We start from the raw sequence: 20,314 nt of genomic DNA on the forward strand, positions 1-20,314 counted from the left end.
AACGTCCGCTGCGTGCCGACCTCCCCGTCCCTGGCCACGGACCCCTCGTCCGGGTCCGCGCCCGTCGCCCGGGACCGCCGCGCCGACCTGATCATGGTGCTGGCCGCGCTGGCCCTGGCGATCTGGGTGACCAGCGGCATGTGGCGCGACCCGAACACCCGGGCGATCACCGTCAACTCCAGCGACCAGGCCCTCTTCGAGTGGCTGCTGGCCTTCGGCGGGCACTCGCTCACCCACGGGGAGAACCCGCTCTTCACCCACCTGATCAACGTGCCGGACGGGGCGAACCTCGCGGTCAACACCTCGATCACCGTGTACGCCTGGGTCTTCGCGCCACTGACGTACCTGATCGGGCCGCCCGCGACGTTCCTGGTGATCCTCACCCTCAACCTGGCCGCCACCGCGCTGGCCTGGTACTGGCTGCTCAGCCGGCATCTGGTGCGCAGCCGGCTGGCCGCCGCGGTCGGCGCGCTCTTCATGGGCTACTGCCCGGCCATGGTGTCGCACGCCAACGCCCACCTGAACTGGACCGCCGGTTGGCTGGTGCCGCTGCTGATCCAGGGCGTGTTCGCGCTGCGCCGCCCCGGCAACGCGATCCGCGGCGGGGTGCTGCTCGGCGTGCTGGTGGCGGTCGCCTTCTCGATCGCCGCCGAGGGGCTCTTCTTCACCGCCCTCGCGCTGGCCCTTTTCCTCGGCGTCTGGGCCGTGCAGCCGTCCCGGCGGGCCGAGGTCCGGGCCGCGCTGCCGTCCTTCCTGCGTGGACTCGGGGTCACCGCGCTGGTCGCCGGGGTGCTGCTGGCGTACCCGCTCTGGCTGCACTTCGCCGGTCCGCAGCGCTTCCACGGCACCGGCTTCGACCCGTTCATCCACTCCGAGGACATCGCCGCGTACGGGTCGTACCCGCGCCGGTCGCTCGCCGGGTGGGCCGGGCTGGGCAGCTCGTTGGCGCCCAACCCGACCGAGGAGAACTCCTTCTTCGGTATCCCGCTGCTGCTGCTCGCCGTCGCCTGCTTCGTCCTGCTGTGGCGGCGCGCCGACCGGGCGTTCCGGGCCACCCTCTGGGCGCTGGCCGTCACCGCGGTGGTCTTCGCGGTGCTGTCCTGGGGGCCGACGGCCAAGTGGAACGGCCGGCGCACCGACCAGCTGCTGCCGTTCGGGGTGCTCGACAACCTGCCGGTGGTCAACGCGGCGCTGCCCTCCCGGCTGGCGCTGGTCGTGGCGCCGGTGATCGGACTGCTGCTGGCGTACACCGTCGACCGGCTGCGCACCGCGCCGCCCCGGCACCGCTCCACCGAGCTGGCCTGGGCGCTCGGCTTCGCCGCCGCGCTCCTGCCGCTGCTGCCCACCCCGCTGCTGACCAGCGTGCGCGAGCCGATCCCGGCGTTCATCACCGCCGGCACCTGGAAGCAGCACGTCTCCCCCGGCGGCGTGCTGACCCCGCTGCCGCTGACCGTCGACGTGACGCCGGACGGCCAGCGCTGGCAGGCGTACGCGCTGGCCCACCGGCAGGGCGAGTTCCGCATCCCGGCCGGCTTCTTCCTCGGCCCCGGCGGCCCGGACGGCCGGGGCCGGATCGGGCCGCCGCCGCGCACCTTCGACTCGCTGATGGACCAGGCCGGGCGGACCGGCCTGGTCCCGATCATCACCGACGGCACCATCAAGGAGTCCCTGGCCGACCTGCGCTACTGGCACGTCGAGGCGGTGGTCCTGCCCGACCGGGTGCACGGCGCGAAGTACGACATCGACGAGGACGCCCTGCGCCGCACCGCCACCGACCTGCTCGGCCCCCCGCAACGGGTCGACGACGTCTGGCTCTGGAAGGTCCCGCCGGTCTGACGCGACGAGGCTCACGCAGCTCACCGGCGGCCGGCGGGGCTAGGGTGGACGGGTGAGCGTGACAACTTCCGGTTTGACCGCCGTTCGGGCTGGGCTCCTCGACTACCAGGCCGCCTGGGACGAGCAGCGCCGGCTGCACGAGGCCGTGGTGGCCGGCGAACAGGGCGACACGGTGCTGCTCCTGGAGCACCCCAGCGTCTACACCGCCGGCAAGCGCACCGAGCCGTGGGACCGCCCGATGGACGGCACCCCGGTGGTCGACGTGGACCGCGGCGGCAAGATCACCTGGCACGGGCCGGGGCAGCTCGTCGGCTATCCGATCGTCAAGCTGCCCGACCCGGTGGACGTGGTGGCGTACGTGCGCCGCACCGAGCAGCTGCTGATCGACGTCTGCGCCGAGTTCGGGCTGGCCGCCGGCCGGGTCGAGGGGCGCAGCGGCGTCTGGGTGCCGGAGGACGACCGCGGCCCGGCCCGCAAGGTCGCCGCCATCGGCATCCGGGTGGCCCGCGGCGTCACCCAGCACGGCTTCTCGATCAACTGCGACTGCGACCTGTCCTACTACGACCGGATCGTCCCCTGCGGCATCCGGGACGCGGGCACCACCTCGCTCACCGCCGAGCTGGGCCGCCCGGTCACCGTCGCCGACGTGCTCCCGGTGGTCGAGCGCCACCTGCCCACCCTGGTCACGCTCGAAGGCTGACCGGGTGCGCATCGATCTCGTCACCCTGGTCGTCGCCGACTACGACCCGGCCATCGACTTCTTCACCGAGGTGCTCGGCTTCGAGCTGGTCGAGGACAAGCCCTCGCTCACCAACGACGGGCGGCCGAAGCGCTGGGTGGTGGTCCGCCCGCCGGGCGGCGGGACGGGGCTGCTGCTGGCCCGCGCCGACGGCGAGCGGCAGGAGGCGGCGGTCGGCGACCAGACCGCCGGGCGGGTCGGCTTCTTCCTCCAGGTCGACGACTTCGAGGCCACCTACCGGCGGATGCGGGAGGCGAACGTCGAGTTCGTGAAGCCCCCGCGCACCGAGCCGTACGGCCGGGTCGCCGTCTTCCGCGACCTCGCCGGCAACCCCTGGGACCTCCTCGGCCCCGCCTGATCACCCCACCCCACCCCACCTCGCCCCGGTGATCATGAAGTTGCTGTCCGCCCGGTCGGCGGGTCGTGGCAACAACTTCATGATCAACCGGACGAGGACGGAACGGGACGGTCAGGGGGTGAGGCGGTGCAGGTCGCGGGGGAAGGCGGTCACCTCGCGGACGTTCGCGGCGCCGGTGAGCCGGGCGACGAAGCGTTCCAGGCCGATCGCGAAACCCCCGTGCGGCGGCATGCCGTGCCGGAAGGCGTCCAGGTAGCCGGCGTACGGCTCGACCGGCTCGCCGCGCGCGGCGAGGGCGGCGAGGTAGTCGTCGTACCGGTGCAGCCGCTGCCCGCCGGTGACCAGTTCCAGGCCGCGGAAGAGCAGGTCGAACCCGTTGGAGTACGCCGGCCGCGCCGGGTCGGGGTGGGTGTAGAAGGGCCGCTTCGCCATCGGGTACCCGGTGACGAAGAGGAACTCGGAGCCGTGCTCCCGCCGGGCCCACTCCCCCAGCGCCCGCTCGTGGGCCGGGGCGAGGTCCGGCTCGTCGGCCGGCGCCCCGGCGATCTTCAGCGCCTCGGTGAAGTGCACGGCGGGGATGTCGGCCGGCACCTGCGGCGCCTCGATCCCCAACGTGGCCAGCGCGCCGCCCGCCCGCTCGGTCACCGCGCCGAGCATCCCGGCCAGGGTGTCCCGCAGCACCGCCATCACGTCCCGGTGGTCGGCGACGAAGCCCAGCTCGACGTCGAGCGAGGTGTACTGGGCCAGGTGCCGGACGGTGTCGTGCGGCTCGGCCCGGAACACCGGCCCGACCTCGTAGACCCGCTCGAAGACGCCGACCATCAGCTGCTTGTAGAACTGCGGCGACTGGGCCAGGTACGCCGGCCGGCCGAACCAGTCCAGCGCGAAGACGTTCGCCCCGCTCTCGGTGGACGAGGCGACCACCTTCGGGGTGTGGATCTCCACGAAGTCGCGGGCGTCGAGGGTGGCCCGGAAGCCGGCCACCGCCGCCGCGGAGATCCGCAGCGCCGCCGACCGCGACGGGTGGCGCAGCGCGGTCGGGGCGTTGTCGAGCTGGGTGGGCAGGGTGGCGGTGAGCGCCGGCCGGTACAGGTCGAACGGCGGCGGCACGGCGGGCGGGCCGAGCGGACGTACCGCCGGGTGGGTCAGCTCGACCCCGGCGGGCGCGGCGGCGTTCGCGGCCACCGTGGCGGTGACCTCGACGACCGTCTCCTCGGTGAGCTGCTCCAGCGCGGCGCGGGCGGCGGGGTCGGTGACCACCACCTGGGCCAGGCCGGCGGCGTCCCGCACGATCAGGAAGGCCACCGACTTGAGCAGCCGGCGGCGGTGCACCCAGCCGGCGATCCGCACGGTCGCGCCGACATGGTGGGTGAGCTGGGAGGACAGGATGCGGTGCATAGTGGGCTGCTCCTCGGTCGATCGCAACGCCTGCGCCGCCCTCCGGCGGCGAAGCATCGCCTCAGCCCCGGGAGGTGTGGGCGAGCGGGAACCTCGCGGTGCCACCACACCTTCGCCCCCGCGAACGGGGGCCTCGTTCGTCGCCTGATGACCGGGGCCAGCCGGGCGGGCTCTACTGGGCGCGGACGCGCCGTTCTTCCCGCAGCTCGGGAGGGTCTTCGCGCCCCGGCGCCAGACCGCCTTCCAGCAACCGGCGGCTCTCTGCGCTGGCGGATCGGTGCGCTACTCGGCTCCGTCACAGCTCTGCCGGGCAGGCTAGCACCGGACCGGGCCGGTGTGACGACGACTTTTCGGCCCTCGGTGTCCGGTGTCACAACATCTACGGCGTGACGCCGGTCGCCCGACGTTCATCGACGGCCACCGTCGGGCGTAGGCTCGGTTTTGTGACGATCGAGCACTCCGCGCCGACGACTGAGCAGGCTGCACGCACCGCGACGGTCGCCCCCGAGGGGCGGCGCATGCTGCGGATCGAGGCGCGCAACGCCGAGACGCCGATCGAGCGCAAGCCGCCGTGGATCAAGGTCAAGGCCAAGATGGGCCCGGAGTACACGCAACTGCGGGGGCTGGTCTCGCGCGAGGGGCTGCACACCGTCTGCCAGGAGGCCGGCTGCCCCAACATCTACGAATGCTGGGAGGACCGGGAGGCCACCTTCCTCATCGGTGGCGACCAGTGCACCCGGCGCTGCGACTTCTGCCAGATCGACACCGGCAAGCCGGCCGAGTTCGACGCCGACGAGCCCCGCCGGGTCGCCGAGTCCGTCGCCGCGATGGGGCTGCGCTACGCCACCATCACCGGCGTGGCCCGGGACGACCTGCCGGACGGCGGCGCCTGGCTGTACGCCGAGACGGTCCGGCAGATCCACGCTCTGCAGTCCGGCTGCGGCGTCGAGCTGCTGATCCCCGACTTCAACGCGGTCCCCGAGCAGCTCGCCGAGGTGTTCAGCTCCCGCCCCGAGGTGCTGGCGCACAACGTCGAGACGGTGCCGCGGATCTTCAAGCGGATCCGGCCGGCGTTCCGCTACGAGCGGTCCCTCGACGTGATCCGGCAGGCCCGCGCCGACGGCCTGGTCACCAAGAGCAACCTGATCCTGGGCATGGGCGAGGAGCGGGACGAGGTGTCGCAGGCGCTGCGCGACCTGCACGACGCCGGCTGCGAGCTGATCACCATCACCCAGTACCTGCGCCCCTCCCCCCGGCACCACCCGGTGACCCGGTGGGTCAAGCCGGAGGAGTTCGTCGAGCTGCGCGAGGAGGCCGAGGAGATCGGCTTCGCCGGCGTGATGAGCGGCCCGCTGGTCCGCTCGTCGTACCGCGCCGGGCGGCTCTACAAGCAGGCCCTGGACGCCCGCGAGGGGATCGTCGCCGCCGGCTGAGGCCGGGGAGATGCCGCGTCACCGGCCGTCCGCCGGTGCCCGGATGCCATGATCACAGGCATGACCGCCCGGGTACGCCAGGAGCCGCGCGGGGCAGCCCGCCCGCGTACGCCCCGGCGTCCCCGGCTGCCGGCGCTGCTCGCCCTGCTCGTCGGCGTCGCCGGCGTCGGCTACCGGCTCGCCCTGCTGCTGGCCGACGCGCCGCCGGCCAACAGCGACGAGGCGACGATGGGGCTCGCCGCCCTGCACATCGCCCGCGGCCAGGACTTCCCGGTCTGGTTCTACGGGCAGGCGTACATGGGCACGCTGGAGGCGTACCTGGCCGCGCCGCTGCTCGCGCTGACCGGGCCGTCGGTGCTCGCCCTGCGGCTGCCCACCCTCGCGCTCTACGCGCTCTTCCTCCTCCTGGTCTGGCGGCTGACCCGGCGACTCGGCGGGAACCGCTGGTTCGCCCTGCTGGTCGTCGGCTTCCTCGCGCTCGGCTCCGACCGGATCGTCAAGAACCAGTTGATCGCCGGCGGCGGCTACCCCGAGCTGAACCCGGCCGGCGTCGGGCTGGCCCTGCTCACCCTGGACCTCTGCACCGGCCGGCCGGACGCCCGGCTGCCCCGCTGGGCGGCCTGGGGGCTGATCTCCGGGCTGATGCTCTGGGTCGACCCGCTGCTGCTGCCATACATCGCCGGCACCGGCGCGGTGCTGGTGGCGTGGCGGCGGCGGGAGCTCGCCGGCCGGGCCGGCATCGTGACGGTGGCGGCCCTCCTGCTCGGCGCGGCGCCGATGCTGCTCGACAGCCTCCGGCACGGACGGGACCCCTTCACCGCCGTCCTCGCCGCCAGCGGCGGCGATGCGGCGGCCGGCTGGGGCGAGCGGCTGCACGGCGGGCTGGTGCTGGGCCCGCCGCTCGGCATGGGCTTCTGCTCGCCGGGCCACTGCGCCACCTGGCAGCTCTGGTGGGCCCTCGCGTTCCCCGTCCTGCTGGCGCTCGCCGGCCTCTCCGCCTGGCGCGCCCTCCGCCCGGCCGCATCGCCCGCGCCGCCGGCCGGACCACCCATGTCCGTCCCGCCGCCGGCCCGACCACCCCGGTCCGTGCCGCCGCCGGCGGGATCGCCGGCCGCGCCGTCGCCGTCAGCCACGCCGCCGCCGTCAGCGGTGTCGGCGGCGGTGCGGTTGGCACTGGTCGTCGGGGCGGCGGCGGTGCTGGGGGCGTACGTGGCGAGCAGCGCCGCCGGGCGTACCCCGGTGGAGAGTGCCCGCTACCTGTCCTGTCTGGCGGTCGCCACCCCGGCCCTGCTGTGGCCGCTCCGCGCAGCGACGCGCGGCGGCCGCGGAGTGCCCCGGATCGCCGCCGTCGCCGTGTTGGCCGCCCTGCTCGGCACGGCCGCCGTCGCCACCGCCGCCGCCGTCCGGACCGTGCCGGCCACGCACGCCGAGGCCGACCGGCACCGCACGCTGGTCGCCACCCTCGACGAGCTGGGCGTACGGCACGTCCGCGCCGGCTACTGGACGTGCAACCGGCTCACCTTCGCCAGTGGGGAGGACGTGCTCTGCGCGGTGGTCGACGACGAGCTGCGTCCCGGCTTCGACCGGTACCCCGCGTACCGCCGGGCGGTGGACGCCGACCCGGGCGCGGGCTGGGTCGCGCCGGTCGGCTCGCCGCTGGCCGTCCGACTCGACCAGCGACTGGGGCCGGACCGCGGTGAGCTGGACGTGGTCACGGTCGAGGGCTGGCGGGTCTACCTGCCGCGCCGCTGACCACCGGCGCGCGGCCGACGGCCCGGGTGGCTACCGGGCGCGCGGCGGCGGGACGGTCGCGGTGGGACGGTCCAGCAGGCCGAGCCGGTGGGCCAGCGCGGCGGCCTCGACCCGGTTGGTGACGTCCAGCTTGGCGATGATCCGCGAGACGTGCACGCTGGCCGTCTTCGGCGAGATGAAGAGCCGTTCGGCGATCCGGCTGTTGCTGTGCCCCTCGGCGACCAACCGCAGCACCTCCTGCTCCCGGCTGGTCAGCAGGTCCGGGCCGGGACGGCCACCGCCGCGCAGCCCGACCCGGCGGGCCAGGACGGCGGCCTGCTCGGCCAGCGGCGCCGCGCCGAGCCGGGCGGCGAGATCCGCGGCCTCCCGGACCGCCGCGGCCACCGCGTCCCGCTCCCCGGCCGCGGCGGCCGCCTCGGCCAGCCCGAGCAGCGCCCGACCCAGCGGGTACGGCTGCCCGCACGCCCGCCACGCCTCGACCGCCGCCTGCCAGGCCGGCAGCGCCGCGCCACCGGTCGCCAGGATCGCGGTGACCTGGGCGGCGTGCGCCCGCTCCGCCGGATAGCGGGCGGGCAGGGCGGCGGCCACCGTGGACACCTCCGCGCCGAGGCCGGCGTCCCCGGCCAGGGCGGCGGCCCGGGCGACGGCGCTGAGCACCGGCCACCCCTCCCGGGGCAGGTCGGGCAGGCGCTCGTCGGCCAGGGCGGTGCGGGCCGCCCGTACCGCCGCGAGCTTGTCGTCCGCGGCGAGCGCCGCCTCGACGCGCAGCTCGTGCAGCGGCAGCCGGTGGTTCGGCCAGAGGTACGGCCGGGCGAGGAAGGCCAGCGCGCGGCCGACCAGCTCGTCCGCGGCCGGGTGCGCCCGGGCCAGCCGCAGCCCGGCGCGGAGCTGGAGCCAGTGCAGGCCGGACACGCCGGGCGGGTCGATCCGGGCCGCCTCGGCGCAGGCCGCGTCGGCCTCGTCCCAGCGGCCCAGGGCGATCAGCGCCTCCGCCCGGTTCGACAGCAGGTACGCCCCGGTGGAGCGGCTGATCCCGACCCGGCGCGCCTCGCTCACCCCGGCGGCGGCGGCCTGCTCCGACTCGGCGTAGCAGCCCAGCTCGAACAGCACGTCCGAGAGGTGCACCAGGGCGCTGACCAGGGCGGGGGCGTTGCTGGTGGCCCGGGCCACGGCCTCCGCCCGGCGCAGCTCGGCCAGTCCCAGGTCGGGGGCCTTGTCGGTGCGACAGAGCAGGGCGATCCGGGTGGGCAGCAGCGCGACGTCCACGCCGATCTGCTCGGCCGCGGTCATCGCCTCCGCGGCCACCGAGGCGGCCTGCACCGGATCGATCTTCACCAGGTGGGCGGCGATGTCGGCGAGCAGTCCGACCCGCTCCGGGCCGTCCGGCACCTCGGCCGCCAGCCGGTACGCCTCGCGCAGCTCGACGGTGCCGTCGCTTTTGCCGAGCAGCGCCAGCAGCCGTCCCCGCTGGTGGAGCAGGCGGGCGGCACGCAGCGGCTCGGCGGCGGTGTCCACCTCGGCCAGCGCGGCGCGGGTGAGGGTGGCCGCGCGGTTGTAGTCACCGGCGGTGCTGGCCGCCGCCAGGGTCTCCTCCAGCACCCGCAGGTGGTCCATGCCGAGCCGGTCGGCGGCGTCGGGCACCAGTTCCCACAGTTCCAGCACCCGTTCCAGCAGCCGGCTCTGCTCCGCGTACGCGTACCGGTCGGCGGCGGCGCAGGCCGCCGCGCGGGCGGCGACCAGGGCGCGGGGGTGGTCGTGCGCGGCGTACCAGTGGTGGGCGATCTCGGCCGGAGCGCGACCGGCGGCCACCAGGTGCGGCTGCGCCTCGATCGCCGCGGCGTAGCGGGCGTGCAGCCGGGCGTGCTCGCCGGGGAGCAGCTCGTCGTGGACGGCCTCGCGGACCAGCGCGTGGCGGAACTCGTAGTCGCCGTCGGGGTCGGCCACCACGAGCTGGGCGGCCACCGCGGCGCGCAGCGCGTCCTCCAGGTCCGACTCGGGCAGGCCGGCGACCTCGGCGAGGAGCTGGTGGGCGAAGCGGGTGCCGCCGGCGGCGGCGATCCGCAGCACCCGCTGGGCCGGATCCGGCAGCCGGTCCACCCGGGCGAGCAGCAGGTCACGCAGGGTCTCCGGCAGCGCGGCACAGCCCACCGGGTCGCCCGCGGCGGCCAGTTCCTCGATGAAGAAGGGGTTGCCCTGGGTCCGGTCGTGCACGTCGTCGACGGCCCGGGGAGCGGGCTCGGCGCCCAGCAGGTCGGCCAGGATCGCGCCGGTGCCGTCCCGGTCCAGCCGGCCCAGCTCGACGCGGTCGACGCCGCGGGCGCGGTCCAGCTCGGCGAGGAAGGGCCGCAGCGGGTGCCCGCGGTGCAGCTCGTCGGTGCGGTAGGTGCAGACCAGCAGCAGCCGGGCGGTCCGGGCCGCCCGGACCAGGAAGCCGATCAGGTCCCGGGTGGACCGGTCGGCCCAGTGCAGGTCCTCGATCACCAGGACCAGGGGCTGCCCGGCGGCGAGCCGCTGGAAGAGGTCGCCCACCAGATCGAAAAGGTAGCCGCGCGGGGTGTCCGAGACGGGCAGGCCGGTCGGTGCGGCGACCCCGGCCGGCACCCGGGCCAACTCCGGCAGCAGGCGGGCGAACTCCGGCTCGTACCCGGAGAAGACGTCCCGGCCGTCGCGGCGCAACACCTCCCGCAGCGCCGCGGCGAACGGCGCGAAGGGCAGCCCGGCCTCGCCCAGCTCCAGGCACTGGCCGACCAGGACGCGCGCCCCGGCGGCGGTGGCGAGGCCGCCGAACTCCTCCAACAGCCGGGTCTTGCCGACACCGGCCTCACCGCCGACCAGGACGGTGGTGGGCTCGCCGGCGCGGGCCCGGACGAGCGCGTCGCGCAGCGCCGCCACCTCGTGCTGGCGGCCGACGAGGACGGTGCTGGCGGCGCGTACGGTCACGCCGTCGAGCATGCCATGACGGCCGCCGGTGGCGGCCCCGCCGACCGGCCGGTCCCCGGGCCGCCCCCGGGTGCCCCCGGGCGCCGGGCCGACCGGTGGCCGGTCGGCGGTGGCCGCCCCGGGCACCGGGCCGTCGGCGCCCGCCGGGCTGTGCACGTCGCCGTCCGCCGGGCCCGGACCGGCCGCCCCCGTGGCGGCCGGTCCGGCTGTCCGGTCGACCGCCGCCGACCCGGCCGGGCTCGTCGGTCCGGGACCGGCGACGGTGGGCGCCCCCGCCGCGGGCGCGGCCCGGCCGGCGGCCGGCGCCGGCAGCGCGGCGGCGGTCACCGGCGGGCGTCGACGGCGCGGCCGGCGTGGGTCCGCCGGCTCAGCCAGCCGCGCGGGTGGCGGCGGGGCAGCGCCCGGGCGAGCCGGTCCGCGGCCGCGTCGGCCTGCAGCTCGGAGGCGTGCGTACGGTGGATGGTGAGCAGGAAGTCTGCGTCGTTGCCGAACATTCTCGGTTCCCCTGTCGTGCGGTGTGCTCGCTGTCGAGATTCACTTTCCGCGCGAAGGTGGCCCCGGGGCATGGGTCCGCCGCCTGATCTTCACCCCCTCCCCCTCCTTACCGGGGGGCCTCAGCGGCCGGGCGGCGACGTAAGGTACTCAGCCCCTGGCGGAGGGGCGGCCGCGGATCAACGGGGCGTGCGGCGCCCACTAGACTCTTCGGCATGGCAAAGCCCCAGGAGAAGGTCTCGTTCGGCCAGCGGCTGAAGCAGATCGGGATGGTGTTCCAGTTCACCGCCAAGCAGGACAGGTGGTTCGCGCCGCTGACCGCCGCGGCGGTGCTGATCCCGCTCGCGCTCACCGTGGTCGCGGTGATCCTCCGGGGCTGGATCTGGCTGCCGATCGGCATCCTGTTCATCCTGCTCGCCGTGCTGATCGTGCTGAACCTGCGGTCCAACAAGGCGATGATGAACGCCGCCGAGGGCCAGCCGGGCGCGGCGGCGCAGATCATGGAGAGCATGCGCGGCGACTGGCGGGTCACCCCGGCGGTCAGCTCCACCACCCAGATGGACATGGTGCACCTGGTCATCGGCCGGCCCGGCGTGATCCTGCTGGCGGAGGGGAACCCGCAGCGGGTCCGCGGCCTGCTCGGGCAGGAGAAGCGGCGGCTGGCCAAGGTGATCGGCTCCGCCCCGCTGCACGACTACGTGATCGGTCAGGGCGAGGATGAGCTACCCATCCGCAAGCTGCGGATGACCCTGATGCGGCTGCCCCGCACGCTGGCCCCCAAGGACGTCAACGCCCTGGACAAGCGGCTCAAGGCGCTCACCGCCCGTCCGCAGATGCCCAAGGGCGCGATCCCCAAGAACATGCGCCCCCCACGCGGCGCCTTCCGCCAGACCCGGGGCCGCTGACCCCCACCCCCTCACGCACCGAAAGAGCCGGACCCTCACGGGGCCCGGCTCTTTCCCTTCCCCGCTCCCCGCTCCCTCCCCACCCGTCTCCCCGGCGATGTTGCAGTTGGGGTCCGCTCTTTGTCCTGTTCCGCGGCTTTCACCGGGGCGCAAAGTGCAAGATCGCGGAGGTGGGGGTGGGGGCGCGGAGGGTCAGGGGCGGGGGGCGGGGGTGATGACGGAGCTGGTGAGGCGGTCGTGGAGGCCGCGGCGGTGTTCGTCCATGATCAGGGCGGGGACGACCAGGGCGAGCAGGAGGCCGCGGAGCAGGGCGCGGAGCACGCCGATCCGGCCGCCGTCGGACCAGTCGACGCAGCGGATCCGGGTGACGTACATGCCGGGGGTCTGGGTGAACAGGCCGAGGAAGAAGCCGTACTCCAGGACGAGGACCAGCACCGGGGCCCAGCCGTCGCGGACCGGGTCGGCGAAGAAGTTGGACACCAGCAGGCAGAGCACCCAGTCGACGACCAGCGCGCCGAAGCGGCGACCCAGGCTCGGCGGGACGAAGGCGGGGTCGGTGGCGGGCGGCGCCGGGGCATGCGGGTTGGTCACAGCGGTCAAGGGTAGCCAGCGGGGTGGCCCGGTCCGGATCCGCTCTCCCCGTCAAATCGGACCAAGGCCGTCAATTAGCGCGACACGGGCACCGCCGGTATGGTCCGAACGGAGAGCAGAGGTGGCTGAGCGGCCGGGATGACGCTCCGCGAGGGACGTAACACGGCGGAAACAGGGGAGACACCGCCGGGCAACCGCACGGTCATAGCGTCGCCAGGAGCCTAGCCACCCCGTGGACGTGCCAGGAGGACGTGTGTTCGCCAATCCCGAGGAACTCCTGCGATACCTCAAGAACGAGGACGTGAAGTTCGTCGACGTACGTTTCTGTGACCTGCCCGGCGTGATGCAGCACTTCAACCTGCCGGTCGAGTCCGTCGACGACGCGCTCTTCACCGACGGCCTCGCGTTCGACGGCTCGTCGATCCGTGGCTTCCAGGCGATCCACGAGTCGGACATGCTCCTGCTCCCGGACGTCGCGACCGCCTTCATCGACCCGTTCCGCGCGCAGAAGACCCTCGCGCTGAACTTCTTCATCCACGACCCGTTCACCCGCGAGGCGTACTCCCGGGACCCGCGGAACGTGGCGAAGAAGGCCGAGGCCTTCCTCGCGGCGAGCGGCATCGCCGACACCGCGTACTTCGGCGCCGAGGCGGAGTTCTACATCTTCGACTCGATCCGCCACGAGACCTCCGCGCACCAGTCGTTCTACTACATCGACTCGATCGAGGGCGCCTGGAACTCCGGCCGCGAGGAGGAGGGCGGCAACCGCGGTTACAAGACCGCGTACAAGGGTGGCTACTTCCCGGTGCCGCCGGTCGACCACTACGCCGACCTGCGCGACTCGATCGTGCGACGCCTGGTCGACACCGGGTTCACCGTGGAGCGCTCGCACCACGAGGTGGGCACCGCCGGCCAGTCGGAGATCAACTACAAGTTCTCCACCCTGCTGCACTCCGCCGACCAACTCCAGCTCTTCAAGTACATCGTGAAGAACGAGACCTGGGCCAACGGCAAGACCGCGACGTTCATGCCGAAGCCGCTCTTCGGCGACAACGGCTCCGGCATGCACACCCACCAGAGCCTCTGGCTGAACGGCGAGCCGCTGTTCTACGACGAGACCGGCTACGCCGGCCTGTCGGACACCGCCCGCTGGTACATCGGCGGCCTGCTGCACCACGCGCCGTCGCTGCTGGCCTTCACCAACCCGACGGTCAACTCGTACCGCCGCCTGGTGCCGGGCTTCGAGGCGCCGGTCAACCTCGTCTACTCGCAGCGCAACCGGTCCGCCTGCACCCGCATCCCGGTCACCGGCAGCAACCCAAAGGCCAAGCGGGTCGAGTTCCGGGTGCCGGACCCGTCCAGCAACCCGTACCTCGCCTTCTCGGCGATGATGATGGCCGGCCTGGACGGCATCAAGAACAAGATCGAGCCGCCGGCGCCGATCGACAAGGACCTGTACGACCTGCCGCCGGAGGAGTGGGGCGACGTCAAGCAGGTGCCGGGCTCGCTGCCCGAGGTGCTCAACGCGCTCGAGGCCGACCACGACTACCTGCTCGACGGCGGCGTGTTCACCCCGGACCTCATCTCCACCTGGGTGAGCTGGAAGCGGGCCAACGAGGTCGACCCGGTGCGCCTGCGCCCGACCCCGCACGAGTTCGCCATGTACTTCGACTGCTGACCAGTTCCACCAGCACCGGCCGGGCCGGCTCCGCGTTCGCGGGGCCGGCCCGGCTCTCTGGCCGGCGGGGACTCAGCGGGCGAGCAGAGCGTCCAGCTTGCCGAAGGAGCTGCCCCAGCCCTCGCGGGCGCCGCTCTCCGTTCCCGGGCTGAACGGCCCCTGCCTGAGCACCAGGCGGGTCCTGCCCTCCTCGTCGTGGAACTCCAGCCGGAGCGCCATGGTGATCTCGCCGGCGCCGACGTCGACCCGCTGGGTCCCGACCAGCAGCTCGTTCTCCACCAGCTCGGTGAAGGTGGCGTCGACGGCCGAGGTCATGCTCGGATCGGCGTCGTTGACCATGGTGAAGCGCTGGTGGCCGCCGACCCGGGCCTCGACGCTGACGGTCGCCCGCGGCACCGACCAGCCAGCCGGGCCGAACCAGGCGGCGAGCTGGTCCGGGTCGGTGAACGCCCGGTAGACCAGCTCGGGCGGGGCGTCGAAGACGCGGGTGATGACGAGATCCTGGGTTTCGGTCGTGTCGGTCATGGTGTTGCCCTCTCTCATTTCTCGTTCCGCTCCGTCTGGGTTTGCATCCGCTTCAGGTGCGCGTCGAGCCGGTCGAAGTTCGTGTCCCAGAACTGCCGGTAGCGCTCCATCCAGACCGTCGCCTCACGCAACGGCTCCGGATTGAGGCTGCTGGAGCGCCACTGGGCGCTGCGGGACCGAGTGATCAGGCCGGCCTGCTCGAGCACCTTCAGGTGCCGCGAGATCGCCGGGAGGCTGATCGCGAACGGCTCGGCGAGCTCCGTGACGGTGGCGTCCCCCTCGGCCAGCCGGGCGAGGATCGCCCGTCGGGTGGGGTCGGCCAACGCCGCGAAGATGACGCTGAGTCGATCGTCCGCCACTTGCGTAACCACCTCGTTAATTAACGAATGCGTTAAACATAGGTGGGTCCGAACCCACCGTCAACCACTTCAGCCGATCAGGTCGGGCGGGCTCGTCGGGCCAACGCCACCCGGACCGCCCCCACCCCGAGCGCCACCACCACGGCGGCCATCGCGATCGCGCCCGGCGCCTTGGTGAACCGGGCCAGGTTGGTGCCGTCCGGCAGGGCGAGGAAGGAGACCACCGCGCAGGGCAGCACGAACCAGGTCGTCCGCGCCACCGGGACCGTGGCCACCGACAGCACCGCCAGCGGCCAGGTGGCGTACCAGGGGTGGAAGACCGGGACGAGCAGGGCGGTGGCGGCCAACGCCAGGCCCGCCCCGACGAGGGCCACCCGGGGTCGGGCCGCCCGCTGCCTCACGTCGTTCAGCCGGCGCAGCGCCGACCAGGCCCACCACCAGAGCGCGACCAGCAGCACCGCCAGCACCAGCAGCGCCACCAGCCGGACCACCGGCACCGCGTGCGGCTCCCGGCCGACGAGCGCCCCGGCGTAGTCGACGACGAAGCCCACGGCGGTCGGCGGCGAGGTCCACTGCTCGGAGTCGCCACTGCGGGCCAGGCCACCCACCCAGCCGAAGCCCAGCCCGGTGACCAGCGAGGTGGCCAGCAGCGCGGCCACCACTCCCCCGGCCAGCCAGGCCGCGTCCCGCAGCAGCGCGCGCGCCGTGTAGCGGCGGCCCAGCACCGCGGCGAGCGCCGCGAACGGCAGCACCACCACCGCGACCGCCTTCACCGCCACCGCCAGCCCGAGCAGCACCCCGGCCAGCAGCAGCGCCCGCGGCTTGCCGGGCCGGTGGACCAGCACCAGCAGGCCGGACAGCAGCAGGCCGAGCAGCAGTGCGTCGTTGTGTGCGCCGCCGACCAGGTGCACGCCGACCAGTGGGCAGGCCAGCGCCAGCCAGGCCGCCCGCCGGGTCGGCACGCCGACGGCCCGGGCCAGCCCGGGCAGGCAGAGCGCGGCCAGCAGCACGCCCACCACCGCGAGGACCCGCAGCAGCACGACCGCCCCGACCAGCCCACCGCCGAGCGTGACGGCCAGCCCGGCCAGCAGCACGAAGAACGGCCCGTACGGCGCCGGGGTGTGCCGCCAGATCGGCGGCACCGCATCCGTCCACGGGCAGCCGGCCACCGCCACCCCGACCCGGTACGGGTCGGCGCCGTGCGTCCACGACCAGCCCTGGCAGACGTACGAGTAGACGTCGCGGCTGCCGGTCGGCGGCGCGGCCAGCAGCGGCAGCAGCCAGAGCCCGGCGGTCAGGTACGCCCACCGGGTCGACGGCGCGCCCCGCCGCAGCGCCCACCAGGCGCCCACCAGCAGGGCCGTGCCGACCAGCCAGCAGCCGAGGACCAGCGGACCGTGCGGGCCGCGCCAGATGCCGACCGGGGTGGTGGCGGGGGCGTCGGGCAGCGCCCCGCCCAGCCAGCCGGCGACGGTCAGCAGGGTCGCCCCGACCAGGCCCGCGTACCGCGCGGACCGGGCTCGTCCGGGCCGGTCGGCCGCGTCGGGCGCTCCGCCGGGATCGGCCACCGGCACCTCTCCTCAGTCGGCGGGGGCCGGCTCGCGGGCCGCCCGAGCCGACCGTACCAACCGGACCACCACCACGATCACCAACAGCGTCATCAGGGGCGCGCCGGGCATCTTGGTGAACCGGGGCAGGCCGGTGCCGTCCGCCAGCACCAGGAACGACGACACCAGGGCGACGACCGTGAACCAGCCGGTACGCCGGGCGGTGGCGGCCAGCACCGCCAGCGGCCAGATCCAGTACCAGGGGTGGAAGAGCGGGGAGAGCGCGACCGTGGCGGCGAGTGCCAGGCCGGCGTGCCAGAGCGGGTCGCGGTGGCGGGCCCGCCACCAGAGCCAGACCAGCAGTACGACGAGCACCAGGACGCCGATCGCCCGGGTCACCGGCAGCGCGTCGACGTGCGCGCCGAAGAGCGCCGCGAGGTAGCCGACGGTCTGCCCGACGGCGGTCGGCGGCGAGGTCCAGGCGATGACCAGGTTCCCCTGCTCCAGGCCGGTGATCCAGCCGAAGTCCAGGCCGGCGGCGAAGGTCACCCCGACGACCGCGGCGACCGCCGCGCCGACCACCCACGCGCCGTCGCGGACCAGCGCGCGGAACCGGTACGGCCCGGCGATCGCGGCCAGCGCGGCGAACGGCACCACGACCAGCGCGGTGACCTTGAGCCCGGCGGCCAGCCCCAGCAGCAGCCCGCCGCCCAGCAGCGGCAGCGGGCGCCCCGGCCGGGAGGCCACCACCGCCAGCCCGGCGATGAGCAGGCCCACCATCAGCGCGTCGTTGTGCGCGCCGGAGACCAGGTGCACCGGCACCAGCGGGCAGGCCAACGCCAGCCAGAGCGCCCGCTGCGGCGGCACCCCGCAGCGGCGGGCCAGCACCGGCAGGCACCACGCCATCAGCGCCACCCCGGCCACCGCGGTCAGCCGGAAGAGCACGATGCTGCCGACCAGCGACCCGGTCGCCGTGACGACCGCCCCGGCGAGCACCACGAAGAGCGGCCCGTACGGCGCCGCGGTGTCCCGCCAGATGTACGACATGGTGTCCAGCCAGGGGCAGGGCAGGGCGGATACGCCCTGTTCGTACGGGTTGATCCCGCCGGCGTAGCTGGCCCCCTGGCAGGCGTACGCGTAGACGTCCCGGCTGCCCAGCGGCGGCGTGACCAGCATCGGCAGCAGCCAGAGCGTGATCGTGACCAGCACCCAGCGGGTCGACGGCACCCGGTCGCGCAGCGACCACCAGGCCCAGGCCAGCAGGCCGGTGCCGACCAGCCAGAGCGCGATGATCAGTGGCCCGTTCCGGCCCTGCCAGATGCTGAGCGGCGTGGGTCGCAGGTCTCCGTGGGGCAGCGCGCCGCCGAGGAAGGCGGCCACGGCGAGCAGCACCGAGCCCGCCAGGCCGGTCCAGCGCGAGAGGTGGTGAGGCACGCGGGACATGCTGCCAGTACGGTGGTCGCGGTCAGGAGGTGGGCATGCGGGGCAGTCGGGTGGTGGCGGTGTCGGCCGCGTCCGCGTTCGCCCTCGGCGTGCTGTACCTGGCCCTGCCGGCGACCGGCTCGGACCTCTCCGCCCAGGTGGCCCGCGCCGATTTCTTCGCCGCCCACGGGGCGGCCCCGGTGGACCTGCGCTGGTACGGCGGCGTCCACCCGTGGGGCTACAGCCTGGTCTCGCCGCCGCTGATGGCCCTGCTCGGGGTACGCCTCACCGGCGCGCTCGCGCTGCTCGCCGCGGCGACCGCGTTCGCGGCCCTGCTGGTGCGCGCCGGCGTGCCCCGGCCGCTGCTCGGCAGCCTGGTCGGCGTGCTCACCATCGCCGGCAACCTGGTCTCCGGCCGGGTCACGTACGCCCTCGGGGTGGCCTTCGGCCTGACCGCGCTGGTCGCCCTGACCCTGCCGGCGCACGTCCCGCCGGAGCGCCGCTGGCCGCGCCCCGCGCTGGTCGCGGCCGGCGCCCTGCTGGCTTCGGCGACCAGCCCGGTGGCGGGGCTCTTCGTCGGCCTGGCGGGGGTCGCGCTGCTGCTCACCCGCCGGTACGGCGACGGCCTGCTGCTCGGCGCCGCCGCCGCGCTGCCGCTGGGGGTGACCGGCCTGCTCTTCGGCGAGGGCGGCTGGATGAACATCAGCCGCACCGACACGCTGCGCGCGGTGCTGACCAGCCTGTTGGTGGCGGCCCTGGTGGCGTACCGGCCGGTGCGGGTGGGGGCGCTGCTGTCGGCGGCCGGGGTGCTGGCCGCGGCGCTGGTGCCCACCCCGGTCGGGTTGAACGCCACCCGCCTGGTGGTGATGTTCGCGCTGCCCGTGCTGGCCGCCGCCGCCCGGCCGCCCCGCTGGTTCACCGACCGGCTCCCACTCCACGGGCGGGCGGACGGGGAGCGGCGGGCGGACGGGGAGCGGCGGGCCGGCGTGGGTGCACCGCGTCGGCGCCTGGCCGGGGCGCTCGCCCTGGCGGTGCTGTTGGGCGGGGTGTGCTGGTGGCAGCCGCCGGTGGTGGCGGCCGACCTGCGCAGCCCGGCCGACCCGACCAGCGACCGGGCGTTCTTCGATCCGCTGCACGCCGAGCTGACCCGGCGCGGGCTCACCGGTCGGGTGGAGGTGCCGCCGACCCGGAACTACTGGGAGGCCGCGCATCTCGGCGAGACGCCGCTGGCGCGGGGCTGGCTACGGCAGGCGGACATCGACCGCAACCCGCTCTTCTTCACCACCGTGCCCGGTGCCGCCGGCACCGGCGTGCCGCTGACCGCCGCGTCCTACCGGGCCTGGCTGGCCGACAACGCGGTCCAGTACGTCGCCGTGCCCGACGCCGAGCTGTCCTGGGTGGGCCGGGCCGAGGCCGAACTGGTCACCGCCGGCCTGCCGTACCTGACCGAAGTCTGGTCGGACGGGCATTGGTGCCTGTACGCCGTCACCGACCCGACCCCGCTGGTGGGCGCCCCAGGCGAGCTGGTCGGCCAGGACGGCGGATCGGTCACCTTCCGCACCTCGGGGCCGGGCAGGGTGCCGGTCCGGCTGCGGCACGACCGCTGGCTGACCGCCTCCGACGGTGCGACGACCGCCGCCGACGGCGAGTGGACGACGGTCACCGTGCCGCACGCCGGCACGTACACCCTCGGCGGCTGACCCGCCGCGACCCGCCGCCCCCGCATGGTCCCGGCTGGCCCAACCGGCATGACCGGCACAGCAGCCATGGCAGCCGCACGGGCCCCAGGACCCACGGGCTCCAGGACCCACGGGCTCCAGGAGCGAGCGGCCCCAGGAGCGAGCGGCCCCGGGGGCGCACGGGCCCCGGAGCACACGGCCCCCGGGGGCGCACGGGCCCCGGGGGCGCGCGGGCCCCGGAGCACACGGCCCCGGGAGCGCACGGTCCGGCCGAGGGCGGGCACCTCCCTCGCGCCCTACCAAGCTGATGTCGTGGATGAATCACCGAGCGGACGGGCCTGCGTGCGGCGGGGCGCGGGACGGGGATCGAAGGCGAAGCGCGGACCCGGGGACACGGGCGACACGGGCGACGCGGGCGACACGGGCGACGCGGGCGACACGGGCGACGCGGGCGACACGGGCGACACGGGCGACGCGGGCGACACGGGCGACACGGGCGACACGGGCGACACGGGCAGCATTTTGGCGCCCGGGCCCGGCCAGCACACAGGCCCGGCCGAGGACGGGTGTCTCCCGCGGGTCCTATGAAGCTGATGTCGTGGATGAATCACCGAGCGGAACCGGCCTGCGTGCGGCGGTCGGCCGGGGGGGGGGGGGGGG

The 20,314-nt window shown here is 74.8% G+C and carries 16 protein-coding genes; 8 read left to right on the forward strand and 8 right to left on the reverse strand.

Going from position 1 to position 20,314, the window contains the following annotated elements; translation table 11 throughout:
- Positions 1-12 precede the first annotated feature (12 nt).
- Genes ACFOYX_RS05920 through ACFOYX_RS05930 form a run of 3 tightly spaced genes read left to right on the forward strand, consistent with a single transcriptional unit; the run spans position 13 to position 2,933 of the window.
- The gene (locus ACFOYX_RS05920) at positions 13-1,836 is read left to right on the forward strand and encodes a DUF2079 domain-containing protein (RefSeq protein WP_322442677.1); all 1,824 of its coding nucleotides are present in this window, start codon (positions 13-15) and stop codon (positions 1,834-1,836) included.
- 52 nt (positions 1,837-1,888) lie between these two features.
- Positions 1,889-2,536 carry a lipoyl(octanoyl) transferase LipB gene (gene lipB, locus ACFOYX_RS05925; RefSeq protein WP_109804432.1) on the forward strand — a complete coding sequence of 216 codons (648 nt, stop codon included), beginning with the start codon at positions 1,889-1,891 and terminating at the stop codon, positions 2,534-2,536.
- Positions 2,537-2,540: 4 nt separating this feature from the next.
- Positions 2,541-2,933, forward strand: coding sequence for a VOC family protein (locus ACFOYX_RS05930; RefSeq protein WP_109804433.1), 393 nt, complete (start codon positions 2,541-2,543; stop codon positions 2,931-2,933).
- A 111-nt stretch (positions 2,934-3,044) separates the two neighbouring features.
- Here the strand turns inward: ACFOYX_RS05930 and aspS are convergent, their stop codons facing one another.
- Positions 3,045-4,331, reverse strand: a complete 1,287-nt coding sequence (aspS, locus tag ACFOYX_RS05935; protein ID WP_322442678.1) for an aspartate--tRNA(Asn) ligase — start codon at positions 4,329-4,331, stop codon at positions 3,045-3,047.
- 386 nt (positions 4,332-4,717) lie between these two features.
- Here aspS and lipA point away from each other — a divergent pair, with 386 nt between their 5' ends.
- Both lipA and ACFOYX_RS05945 read left to right on the forward strand, forming a co-directional pair.
- Positions 4,718-5,764: a lipoyl synthase gene (lipA, locus tag ACFOYX_RS05940; protein ID WP_201749894.1), complete on the forward strand. Its 1,047-nt coding sequence runs from the start codon at positions 4,718-4,720 to the stop codon at positions 5,762-5,764.
- A gap of 60 nt (positions 5,765-5,824) precedes the next feature.
- Positions 5,825-7,516 (forward strand): DUF423 domain-containing protein, encoded by a 1,692-nt coding sequence (locus ACFOYX_RS05945; protein ID WP_322475128.1) that lies wholly within the window; start codon positions 5,825-5,827, stop codon positions 7,514-7,516.
- A 30-nt stretch (positions 7,517-7,546) separates the two neighbouring features.
- Here the strand turns inward: ACFOYX_RS05945 and ACFOYX_RS05950 are convergent, their stop codons facing one another.
- A complete protein-coding gene (locus tag ACFOYX_RS05950) occupies positions 7,547-10,783 on the reverse strand; it encodes an AAA family ATPase (protein WP_322442680.1) in 3,237 nt (1,078 codons plus the stop codon).
- Positions 10,780-10,950: a hypothetical protein gene (locus ACFOYX_RS05955; RefSeq protein ID WP_201749407.1), complete on the reverse strand. Its 171-nt coding sequence runs from the start codon at positions 10,948-10,950 to the stop codon at positions 10,780-10,782. Before ACFOYX_RS05955 ends, ACFOYX_RS05950 begins: the two co-directional genes overlap by 4 nt.
- 213 nt (positions 10,951-11,163) lie before the next feature.
- On the opposite strand from ACFOYX_RS05955, the gene ACFOYX_RS05960 reads away from it, so the two are divergent.
- Positions 11,164-11,853 carry a DUF4191 domain-containing protein gene (locus tag ACFOYX_RS05960; protein WP_322442682.1) on the forward strand — a complete coding sequence of 230 codons (690 nt, stop codon included), beginning with the start codon at positions 11,164-11,166 and terminating at the stop codon, positions 11,851-11,853.
- Positions 11,854-12,045: 192 nt separating this feature from the next.
- Here the strand turns inward: ACFOYX_RS05960 and ACFOYX_RS05965 are convergent, their stop codons facing one another.
- Positions 12,046-12,444 (reverse strand): RDD family protein, encoded by a 399-nt coding sequence (locus ACFOYX_RS05965; protein WP_109804471.1) that lies wholly within the window; start codon positions 12,442-12,444, stop codon positions 12,046-12,048.
- Between the two features lie 253 nt (positions 12,445-12,697).
- Here ACFOYX_RS05965 and glnA point away from each other — a divergent pair, with 253 nt between their 5' ends.
- Positions 12,698-14,122 (forward strand): type I glutamate--ammonia ligase, encoded by a 1,425-nt coding sequence (gene glnA, locus ACFOYX_RS05970; protein ID WP_109804470.1) that lies wholly within the window; start codon positions 12,698-12,700, stop codon positions 14,120-14,122.
- A gap of 72 nt (positions 14,123-14,194) precedes the next feature.
- Here the strand turns inward: glnA and ACFOYX_RS05975 are convergent, their stop codons facing one another.
- From ACFOYX_RS05975 to mptB (ACFOYX_RS05990), 4 genes are all read right to left on the reverse strand, one after another.
- Positions 14,195-14,647, reverse strand: a complete 453-nt coding sequence (locus ACFOYX_RS05975; protein ID WP_322442683.1) for an SRPBCC domain-containing protein — start codon at positions 14,645-14,647, stop codon at positions 14,195-14,197.
- Positions 14,648-14,661: 14 nt separating this feature from the next.
- Positions 14,662-15,006, reverse strand: a complete 345-nt coding sequence (locus tag ACFOYX_RS05980; protein ID WP_109804468.1) for a helix-turn-helix transcriptional regulator — start codon at positions 15,004-15,006, stop codon at positions 14,662-14,664.
- 77 nt (positions 15,007-15,083) lie between these two features.
- Positions 15,084-16,574: a polyprenol phosphomannose-dependent alpha 1,6 mannosyltransferase MptB gene (gene mptB / locus ACFOYX_RS05985; protein ID WP_322442684.1), complete on the reverse strand. Its 1,491-nt coding sequence runs from the start codon at positions 16,572-16,574 to the stop codon at positions 15,084-15,086.
- A gap of 12 nt (positions 16,575-16,586) precedes the next feature.
- Positions 16,587-17,987, reverse strand: coding sequence for a polyprenol phosphomannose-dependent alpha 1,6 mannosyltransferase MptB (gene mptB, locus ACFOYX_RS05990; RefSeq protein WP_322442687.1), 1,401 nt, complete (start codon positions 17,985-17,987; stop codon positions 16,587-16,589).
- Between the two features lie 44 nt (positions 17,988-18,031).
- Between mptB (ACFOYX_RS05990) and ACFOYX_RS05995 the strand changes: the two genes are divergently transcribed.
- Complete coding sequence (locus tag ACFOYX_RS05995) at positions 18,032-19,675, forward strand: hypothetical protein (RefSeq protein WP_322442685.1); 1,644 nt, start codon at positions 18,032-18,034, stop codon at positions 19,673-19,675.
- Positions 19,676-20,314 lie beyond the last annotated feature (639 nt).

This window comes from Micromonospora sp. GCM10011541 (assembly GCF_042650725.1).
GTDB classification, from domain to species: Bacteria; Actinomycetota; Actinomycetes; order Mycobacteriales; family Micromonosporaceae; genus Micromonospora; species Micromonospora sicca.